This is a genomic window from Syntrophales bacterium (assembly GCA_030655775.1).
GTDB lineage: Bacteria > Desulfobacterota > Syntrophia > Syntrophales > JADFWA01 > JAUSPI01.
The window spans coordinates 1-9,554 of the sequence record JAUSPI010000094.1; the positions used below are offsets into that span (position 1 = coordinate 1).

At 43.4% G+C, this 9,554-nt stretch carries 12 protein-coding genes; 1 reads left to right on the forward strand and 11 read right to left on the reverse strand.

Annotated elements, in window-relative coordinates:
* Positions 1–152: 152 nt before the first annotated feature.
* The 11 genes from Q7J27_04710 to Q7J27_04760 form a co-directional block, all read right to left on the reverse strand.
* Positions 153–581 carry a secondary thiamine-phosphate synthase enzyme YjbQ gene (locus tag Q7J27_04710; GenBank protein ID MDO9528446.1) on the reverse strand — a complete coding sequence of 143 codons (429 nt, stop codon included), beginning with the start codon at positions 579–581 and terminating at the stop codon, positions 153–155.
* 75 nt (positions 582–656) lie between these two features.
* Complete coding sequence (locus tag Q7J27_04715; GenBank protein ID MDO9528447.1) at positions 657–1,325, reverse strand: MBL fold metallo-hydrolase; 669 nt, start codon at positions 1,323–1,325, stop codon at positions 657–659.
* Between the two features lie 68 nt (positions 1,326–1,393).
* Entirely contained in the window at positions 1,394–2,416 is a 1,023-nt protein-coding gene (gene rlmN, locus Q7J27_04720) for a 23S rRNA (adenine(2503)-C(2))-methyltransferase RlmN (GenBank protein ID MDO9528448.1), read from the reverse strand.
* The gene (locus Q7J27_04725; GenBank protein ID MDO9528449.1) at positions 2,409–3,638 is read right to left on the reverse strand and encodes an NADP-dependent isocitrate dehydrogenase; all 1,230 of its coding nucleotides are present in this window, start codon (positions 3,636–3,638) and stop codon (positions 2,409–2,411) included. Before Q7J27_04725 ends, rlmN begins: the two co-directional genes overlap by 8 nt.
* 53 nt (positions 3,639–3,691) lie before the next feature.
* Entirely contained in the window at positions 3,692–4,396 is a 705-nt protein-coding gene (locus Q7J27_04730; GenBank protein MDO9528450.1) for an MBL fold metallo-hydrolase, read from the reverse strand.
* Positions 4,397–4,523: 127 nt separating this feature from the next.
* Positions 4,524–5,462 carry a dihydroorotate dehydrogenase gene (locus Q7J27_04735; GenBank protein MDO9528451.1) on the reverse strand — a complete coding sequence of 313 codons (939 nt, stop codon included), beginning with the start codon at positions 5,460–5,462 and terminating at the stop codon, positions 4,524–4,526.
* Positions 5,463–5,464: 2 nt separating this feature from the next.
* A complete protein-coding gene (locus tag Q7J27_04740) occupies positions 5,465–6,295 on the reverse strand; it encodes a dihydroorotate dehydrogenase electron transfer subunit (protein ID MDO9528452.1) in 831 nt (276 codons plus the stop codon).
* A gap of 8 nt (positions 6,296–6,303) precedes the next feature.
* The gene (rimI, locus tag Q7J27_04745; GenBank protein ID MDO9528453.1) at positions 6,304–6,813 is read right to left on the reverse strand and encodes a ribosomal protein S18-alanine N-acetyltransferase; all 510 of its coding nucleotides are present in this window, start codon (positions 6,811–6,813) and stop codon (positions 6,304–6,306) included.
* Between the two features lie 20 nt (positions 6,814–6,833).
* Positions 6,834–7,532 carry a PTS sugar transporter subunit IIC gene (locus tag Q7J27_04750; protein MDO9528454.1) on the reverse strand — a complete coding sequence of 233 codons (699 nt, stop codon included), beginning with the start codon at positions 7,530–7,532 and terminating at the stop codon, positions 6,834–6,836.
* Between the two features lie 202 nt (positions 7,533–7,734).
* Positions 7,735–8,226 (reverse strand): PTS sugar transporter subunit IIB, encoded by a 492-nt coding sequence (locus Q7J27_04755; protein MDO9528455.1) that lies wholly within the window; start codon positions 8,224–8,226, stop codon positions 7,735–7,737.
* Between the two features lie 16 nt (positions 8,227–8,242).
* The gene (locus Q7J27_04760) at positions 8,243–8,653 is read right to left on the reverse strand and encodes a PTS fructose transporter subunit IIA (protein MDO9528456.1); all 411 of its coding nucleotides are present in this window, start codon (positions 8,651–8,653) and stop codon (positions 8,243–8,245) included.
* 272 nt (positions 8,654–8,925) lie between these two features.
* Here Q7J27_04760 and Q7J27_04765 point away from each other — a divergent pair, with 272 nt between their 5' ends.
* Positions 8,926–9,372 (forward strand): NUDIX hydrolase, encoded by a 447-nt coding sequence (locus Q7J27_04765; GenBank protein MDO9528457.1) that lies wholly within the window; start codon positions 8,926–8,928, stop codon positions 9,370–9,372.
* The last annotated feature ends 182 nt before the right edge of the window (positions 9,373–9,554 follow it).

Sequence of the window (9,554 nt, forward strand, 5' to 3'; positions counted from 1 at the left end):
TATCGACCGGTTGGTCCACCACGCCAGGATATTCTATATTAACGGTTCCAGCTATAGACTAAAAAACAAACTTAAGAAGGGAAACTAAAGGGGGTCAATTTTATTTGCAGATAGGGGGTCAAATGTCTTGACAAACAACAAATAAGTCTTTTCTACTTCCTGCCGAAGACCTGGCCTGCAATCCGACGCTGCCTCGACCGGTTGTCAAAGTCGAGAAGGACTATCTGTTGCCAGGTTCCCAGTGTCATCCGTCCATCAATAACGGGTATCGTGAGGGATGGGCCCAGAAGGGCGGCTCTTACATGAGAATATCCGTTTCCATCCCCCCATCTGGCATCATGCCGGTATGGTATATTCTTAGGGGCAATACGCTCAATCGCCTCCTTGAGATCCTCAATAACACCACTTTCATGCTCGATTGTGGTTAGGGCAGCGGTTGAACCGGGGATGAAGAGGAGAACGTGTCCCTCAGATATACCGGTTTCGGCAACCCTGTCCGATACATAGTGGGTGATATCAATAACGTCGGTATCTGCCGTTGTCGAAAAAGATAGAGAAAAATTTACAATTTCTATGTTCATTGAAACTTACCCTTTTTCGTCCGAAAATCCCCCAGCCCCCCTTTTCCAAAGGGGGATTTTGGAGGATTATTTTGATTAAGAAATATATGGGAGGATGCTGTCTATAACCGATTGAAAGTTCTGTTTGATATTATCGCTACCCTGAATAATTCCCATGTGACCTGGGAGAAAATATTCAGCATCAAGTTTTGAAAGATTTTTTATGCTTTCCTTAAGGAGCTTGCCGCTTCCACCTGGAAAGTCCGTCCTTCCAACGTTCCGATCAAATATTACATCTCCTGACAGGAGAACTTTTTTCTTTGGCCAGTATAAACTTATTGATCCGGGTGAATGGCCGGGAGTAAGCAGTATCTCAAATGTCTCATCTCCAAGAGTAATCTCTCCCTCTTTCAGAATAACATCTATCTTTACCTTGGGGGTATCCAGGCCGAACCATCCGAACATTGTAGCGCCTTCTGATTCAAAATATTCCATTTCCTTATCATTCAGTCCTATTTTGACATTTGAATCATTGAATAGCTCGGATGCCTCGTAATGGTCCGGGTGAGAATGTGTGTTTATGACATACTTCACATCATCCATATCTATACCATCTTCTTCCATGCTTTTCTGAAGCATAGGGAGATATCTCTTGAGCCCCGGATCGATAATTGCCTGAACGCTTCCCCCGATGAAGAAACTGTTACAGTTGTTGTCAAATAGATTTGTCCATTCATACACATAAACATCATCCAGTAATTTCATTACAACCCCTTTCATCATTCATGTTTACCACAACCTTATCAGGAAGATTATGGGTGTTTATTTTTCACTTACCGACCGCTCAGTTGTCCGCAGGCGGCAAGGATGTCTCCCCCTCTGCTTGAACGGATGATAGCAGTATATTTATGCTTAATCAGGATATTTCGAAAGGCCTCAATATCAGACTCTGCAGGTGTTTTAAACGCTGATCCGGGATATTCGTTAAAAGGAATGATGTTAACCTTGCAACGTATTCCTCGAAGTAATCGTGCCAATCTTTCGGCGTCCTCCGGAGAGGAGTTCACGCCCTCTATCAAGATATATTCAAAGGTGAGTCTCCTGCGTCTCGGCATCTGATATTCTCGACAGGCCTGAAGAAGCGCTTCGACAGGGTATCTTTTGTTGATTGGCATGAGGAAACTTCGCGTTTTATTATCCGGGGCGTTTAAAGATACGGCAAGGTTGACACATGCATCCTTTCCCAATTGATGGATCATGGAAGGAATTCCGCATGTGGACAGGGTAATCCTTCTGTTTGAGAAGCCCATTCCCGTATCGGCGGTAATGATTCTGATCGCTTTCATCACGTTTTCATAATTTTCCAGAGGTTCTCCCATCCCCATCATAACAATGTTTTTGATGTTTTCCCCTTCAGGGGTGTTAAAGCAAAGCATTGTAAGCTGGTCTGTTATTTCGGAAGGGAGAAGATTTCTTTTGAAGCCTTGCCTGCCGGTAAGACAGAACCTGCACCCCATCTTGCATCCCACCTGCGAGGATACACATAGTGTCCAGTGATTCTTTCCGGGAATGAGGACGCTTTCAATAAAATTGCCGTCTCCCAGTTTAAAAAGTACCTTTTTGGTGGTGTCTTGAGATGTCTGAATCTCTGTTATTTCAAGGGTGCTTATCCGTGCAATAGCACTCAACCCGGTTCTGAAATCCTTTGAGAGGTTTGTCATCTCATCAAAGGATGTAACACCGGATTGATATAACCATTTCATTACCTGTCTCGCCCGGTATCTTCCCTTTCCGAGATCCGATATGAAAATTTCTATCTCATCCAGAGTCATATCCTTCAGGTTGGGTTTATCCATGTAACTTCTTTCGTAATCTCTCGGCAATCGTATTTATGAACACTTCTGTACTTACTTTCTTGTTGTCAGGGTTCTTCCGGGCGACGAGAAGGAGGTCTCCGGTCATTGTTCCGCTTTCAATGGTTTCAATGGCGACTTCCTCCAGCTTTTCGGCAAATTCAACGACATCGGGTGTCCCGTCGAGTTCTCCCCGCTTGCGAAGACAGCCTGACCATGCAAAGATAAGAGACATCGAGTTTGTCGATGTTTCTTCACCACTTAAATGTTTATAATAGTGTTTCTGAACTGTGCCGTGTGCGGCCTCATACTCAAAGTAACCTTTGGGGGAAACAAGCTCGGAGGTCATCATGGCGAGACTTCCATTGGCGGCTGCAATCATATCAGACATCACATCACCATCGTAGTTCTTTAGCGCCCAGAGCATCCCACCCTCTGATCTCATGATTCTGGCTATGGCGTCATCAATTAGTGTATAGAAGTACTCAATTCCAGCCTTCTGGAATTTTGTTCTCCAGTTTTTTTCATATTCCTCTTCGAATATATCCCTGAAGCGGGCATCATACGTCTTTGAGATGGTATCCTTTGTGCTGAACCAGAGATCGATCTTATGGTCGAGAGCAAAAGCAAAGCACGTCTTTGCAAAATTCGATATAGATTCGTCGGTGTTGTGTATTCCCTGAATTATCCCCGAACCTGTAAAATCCTTTATCGTCTGCTTTATCGGTTTGCTACCGTCGGCAGGTGTAAAGGTAACTTCTGTTTTTCCTGAAGATGGTATGCGTATCTCGGCGCTGCTGTATACGTCTCCGTAGGCGTGTCTTCCTATTATTATCGGTTTTTTCCATGTAGATACGAAAGGCTTTATATTGCCCACCGATATCGGTTTTCTAAACACCGTTCCGTCAAGCATATCCCTGATTGTTCCGTTAGGGCTTTTCCACTGTTTTTTGAGATTATATTCCTTGACACGCTCTTTGTCAGGGGTGATGGTTGCACATTTTACGCCTATTCCATATTTCATGATGGCATTGGTAGCGTCAACGGTGATCTGGTCCCCGGTCTCATCACGTTTTTTAAGGTGAAGGTCGTAGTATTCCAGATCGATATTCAGAAAGGGCAACAAAAGTTTATCCTTGATTATTGCCCACATAACCCTGGTCATTTCATCGCCATCCAATTCCACAACGGGAGTCTTTACCCGTATTTTCTTAATTTTTGTCATAAATTGAGACCTCCGAATGCAGGTTTTGTAAACGTTTTCCCCTGCCTCCTCTATTAATATTTACTCATATATCGTTGAATATATTTTTTAACATCGCTCTTTGAATGAAAGATTCCGAAATGCCCCTCGCAGAGGATATCGGCTTTTAGGAGAAGGAGTTTTTCCATAGATTTTTTCCACTGTTCAATATCAGATCCGAAACTGGGAAGGAAAGGCCCGTGGATGTCCTGACCGAAGAGTATCCTCTTTCCTCCCCTGTCAAGATAGAGTGCTATTGAACCGGGTGTATGTCCGGGTGTATGAATACAATGAAGTTCTTCATCTCCGAACCGGAGGATATCATGATCATCTGTGAGCCTTTTGTCAACTGGTGTTGGGGGGAATTTTGTCCCGTACCAGTTGGCCGCGGTCAGTACCTGGTTGCCCGTCTCAATGGCATCGGCATCAAGATCATGGACAACCAGCTTACAGCCAAATTTTTTTCTGAAATAGGGTGCCGCTCCGATGTGGTCAATGTGGCAATGAGTAAGAATCAGCGTTGATATGTTCTGTGGATCGAGACCGGCATCTTCTATATTCCTGATCAGTATCCGGGAGGTGTTTCCGGCACCGGAATCTATCATGACCACCTCTCCGTTAAAATCGATTATAAATACCGTTGCATCTTCAGGAGACGAGATATCGGGCCCGCCGATAAGATATACACCGTCAACAATTATCTCCGCCTTTCCCATACCGGATTCCTTTTGATGTTCCATGGCAGTTGGTTCGATTAGTTCAATTAGTTAGTCAATGAAACAAATTGAACTAATTAAACTGTCCTGCTTTTTTCTTTGTGCCTCTGGTACTTTGTGCCTCGTAACTACTCATAACTGAGTAGTTACTTTAAACCTTTAGCGTTCCTATCAAGTCGTTAATATCGTCGATACCGTGCTCGATTAAATAATTATCTATACCCTCAAGGACATCGATGGTCGTATGAGGATTTACAAAATTAGCCGTCCCTATCTGAACGGCCTTTGCCCCCGCGATAAGGAATTCGACAGCATCTGCTGCATCCATGATTCCCCCGACTCCGATAACAGGAATGGATACACTCTTTACTACTTCCCATACCATCCGCAGTGCTACCGGTTTTATCGCCGGTCCGGACAATCCACCTGTAATGTTCTTCAAATGGGGGACTCTCCCTTCAATATCTATCGACATTCCCTTCAGCGTATTGATCAGAGATACGGCATCTGCCCCACCTTCTTCCACGCTCCTCGCTATTTCTGCGATATCGGTCACGTTTGGTGTCAGCTTGACGATCACTGGAAGATCAGTCACGCTTTTCACCGCCCTCGTCACCTTGTTCGCCATATCGGGATCAGTGCCAAATTCGACACCACCCTTCAGCACGTTGGGGCAGGAGATATTTACCTCCAGACCGTCTACGCCTCTGACATCGCTTAATGCCTGTGCAAGCTTTCTGTACTCCTCAACAGTTTCCCCAAATATATTAACTATAACAGGGACATCAAAGTTTTTCAGGAAGGGGAGTTTCTCATCAAGAAAAGACCGTACACCGACATTTTCAAGTCCGATGGCGTTGAGCATTCCACAGGGCGTTTCCATAATTCTGTGAGGGGGATTGCCGACTCTTCGTTCAAGTGAAATACCCTTGACGATTAAGGCACCCAAACGGTTCAGGTCAATGAAGTTAGCGTACTCTTCTCCGTAGCCGAAGGTCCCGGAAGCGGTCATAACCGGGTTCTTCAGTACCAGACCGCCAATGTCAACCTGTAGTTTTGTATTATAAGGATCTTTCATGTTCTCTTTCATAATTAATCCCAGACAAGTTCATGAATATCAAAAACAGGACCATCTTTGCATACCTTCCTGTAACCGGACTTTACACTGATGGCACACCCGAGGCATGCCCCCACACCGCATGCCATCCTCTCTTCTACCGATACCTGGCAGGGAACGGCCTGATTCCTCAATATCTCAGCCAGGCTCTTTATCATGGGAAATGGGCCGCAGGAATATACCACCGAATCACTGCTGTTATACAATGTTATGTCCTGCTCAAAAAGTTCTGTCACAAGACCATGGTACCCTCTGCTGCCATCATCGGTACTTATCCTGATATCAGAACATATCTCGTCCATCCTGTCCAGACCGACAAGGAGATCGGCTCTTTGTGCACCCACGTAACAAATTATCTGCGGGGGTTTATTGACGGTATCTGCCCCGTAGTAGTGTCCGAGAAAGGAAAGGGGTGCTATGCCGATACCCCCCGCTACCAGAACGACTCGCTTGCAATGGGGGAATATATCAAATCCCCGGCCCAGTGGACCCAGAATGTCAATCTCGTCATCCGGTTTCAATCGTGAGATTACGAAAGTTCCTTTACCTGCCACTCTGTATAGGAGCTCTATGATAAGGTCACCGGCACTTGGATAAAGAGAATAAATGCTCATCGGTCTTCTCAGGAAAGGAACGTCTCTTCCCTTTGCTCGTAACATAACAAACTGGCCGGGAGTAACTCCCCGAAACGATGCCTCGGCGGAACTAAAATGACCAGACACGTTGAGGGACATTAAGAAGTGGCCTTTAGCGATTTCCCTGTTGAATATAATTTTTCCCGACATCCTTACGGTTTTATGCGGCATGCTGACCATCAATCACCTGCCTTTTGAACGCTTTCTCTCAAGTCTGACCACATAATCAAAGCATCCTCCTTCGTGTCGGAATAATAGAGGGGTCTTGTCCCCTTTACTACAAAATAGAACTTTTCGTATAGTTTTATGGCAGGTGTATTAGACCTGCGTACTTCTAAGGTAGCATATATTGCTCCCTTGTGAAGTGAAATATTTATCGTTGCTGCTATCAATTTTGAGGCTATTCCTCGCATTCTTAAATTTTCCCGTACAGCTATATCCCTTATATGAACTTCATCGACAACCGTCAAAAAATTAATATATCCTGCAACTTCCCACCCATTTTCACCTTCTATCCTCGCTACCAGATTATGGTGTGCTGGTAAAGTCAATTCCTGCCTGAATGTCTCTTCAGACCATACTGTTACAAAGGAGCTACGTTCTATTGCCATAACTTCTTCAAGATCCTCAACTGTCATTTCTGTTATTTTAATATCTGACGATTTATTTGATTTAGTATATTGATTCACGGCACACCACTTTTAAAGAATCAGAAAATTCCGATTAAAAATTCGAAAACAAATGTGACTATAAGAAAAGCACCACAGAACACAGGGATGGTACCACGCAAATTTATTGTATTTAGAGCTACGGCAACACCAAGCAGTGGAAGGAATAAGTATGTATAAGAGAGCGCTGTTAGACCCCTCTGGGGAATGAGGGGAAAGACATACTTCAGGATCGTTACGCCAAGGATCAAAAAGACAAAGATAAAGACCGCTGTGAAGAAAAATGTCTTAAACAGTCCAAAAATATGTTTACGGGAAATACTTTTGATATCACCTGTCTTTGCATCTTCTACAGCCTTTCGGGAAAGCTTGTCGTTAGACCTCATAATATTGACTTCCATCTTCTGTCCAAGGATACCGAGGGGGATAAAAAGAAGGATCGAAAAGGCTATCAGTTCCCTGGAAAGGAGTCCCAAATTCCTTCCCGTTAATATCGAACCGGCGACTACAAGAACAGCTACTATAGATTCGTTTGGAGGCACATAGACACCGACAGGCAATCTGTCAATCCACAGCAACTCTATTAAGGCACCTGAAATCAGTCCCGTGTATGTATCTCCCAAAACAAATCCTATGATAGGGCCGATGACTACAGGCCTGGAAAGCATGACCTGTAATAAAATTCTGTCCAGGCAAATTATACCTCCGACAACGGCTACTGTAATTGCTTCAAGTAACATGGGAAATAGTAAGAGACTCTTGAAAAAGGTTTTACTTTGAAGGGGATGCCCCTTAAAGTTGCTTTGAAAGTGTACAGTGAGCACATCCTGAAAAATAACAGGAAACTCATTAAGTTTAAAAAATTCCCCGCGGCTCGCTGCAGGGAGCTGTATTTTTCTGATGCATGCAGGGAAAAGTTTATTTCTGTGATTGACAGGATTTTTACGTAAGCCCGGCTTTTTTTGCCACGTCGCGGAAATTGAGCGGTTTGTCCCTAGGAATACACCTCAACTCTACCTCAACCCCCGATTCCACAAGGAACCGTAAATTTTCTATATCATCCTTACATAAATATACCGCTGGTGAGTAGAATTTCCTGTTTTTCTCGCTCTGGACGCTGCCTATGTTTAACTTTTCAAACTTGAAACCGAAATTATATGCCTTTAAGGCATTACAGATATCATAGAACAGAACTATGGTTTTTTTGCCTTCTTTTTCATAATGGGAACAGTTTTCAATAAATTCCTCTATACTGTTTACTATAACTTCAATATCACTCGGAACAGCCATTCTTATTACTGATTTTCTGAAGAAGTCGTTTGCCACATTGTCATCTGCAACCACGATACATGAAGCCTTGATAAATGGAAGCCACGCTTCCAATATCTGACCATGAATAAGTCTGTCATCGATTCTTACAAGTGAAATATTCATAAGACAGCCATAAAACTTATTTTTTGCCAATTTTTTTGTTCAAAATTTCACTGGCCAGGGATATGTTTTTCATTCCATAATCCTTGACAGAATAAGCAAAGTCCGCCAAGTCTTTTTCTCTGATATCTGGAAGTTTAAGCAACATGGGAAGGTTTACACCGCTGATAACCTCCAGCTTTCCTTCTTTCAAGAAAGATAAAGACAGGTTTGAAGGAGTACCGCCAAAAAGGTCCGTCAAAATTAAGACACCTTTGCCCTTATTTACCTTCTTTATGCTGGAGGAAATCTCCTTCTTTAATTCCTCGACACCTTTTGTTGGATCCACCGAAATGGCAAGCACGCCATCCATCCTGCCCTTTATCAGCTCAGCGGACTGTATCAACTCATATCCAAGATTGCCATGAGTTATTATCAGTACACCTACCATTATTTTCTACCCCTAAATTAACTTTTGATAAAGTACGCTAATTGATTGTCCTCTCATTGTCAAGAATTTATCATTATCTGTCCAACACGGCAGTTTTTCACCCTTGACATAAAACCTCATTCATCATAGATTGACCGGGAGTGGGCAAGCGCCCTCAAAACCACATTGTTCAGTTTTTCAAAGGTATAGAGAGGGCTCACAGCTCACATTAGAAGTCCCCCGCTTCTGTGAGGAATGAGAAAACTATACTTTTTTAAACTTCTGTTCTTATAATGGCCACAAAAACCAAAATTACCTGTCCTAACTGCGGCTCTAAAATCAAATATTACCAGAATCCTGTGCCAACCGTTGACATAATAATTGAACTGGAAGATGGGGGAATTGTTCTTATAAAAAGAAAAAATCCTCCCATCGGATGGGCAATCCCCGGAGGCTTTGTGGATTACGGAGAATCTCTTGAGGAGGCAGCACTAAGGGAGGCAAAAGAGGAGACATCTCTTGATGTCATCCTCCTGGGACAGATGCACACCTATTCAAAGCCGGACAGGGATCCCCGCCAGCATACCATCTCAACTGTTTTTGTGGCCAGAGGGAAGGGGATGCCTGTTGCGGCAGATGACGCTACCGAAATCGGTATATTCACCAAAGACAATCTTCCGGACTTGCTAATGTTTGACCATGAGCAAATAATAACAGATTATTTTAACAAAAAAGCTTAGGGTCATCTCCAAAAGAGTTGGTATGGTCATAAGGATTCAAGGATTCAAGGGGTCAAGGGTTCGAGTGAAATACTTAAGAATTATAAAGAGTTAAAAGTTTGGTAAAGATCCTATCAGCTTTGTTTAGAAATTTACAGAATAACAAAAGGATTTCCTAAAGAATAAAGATACGGCCTTACATC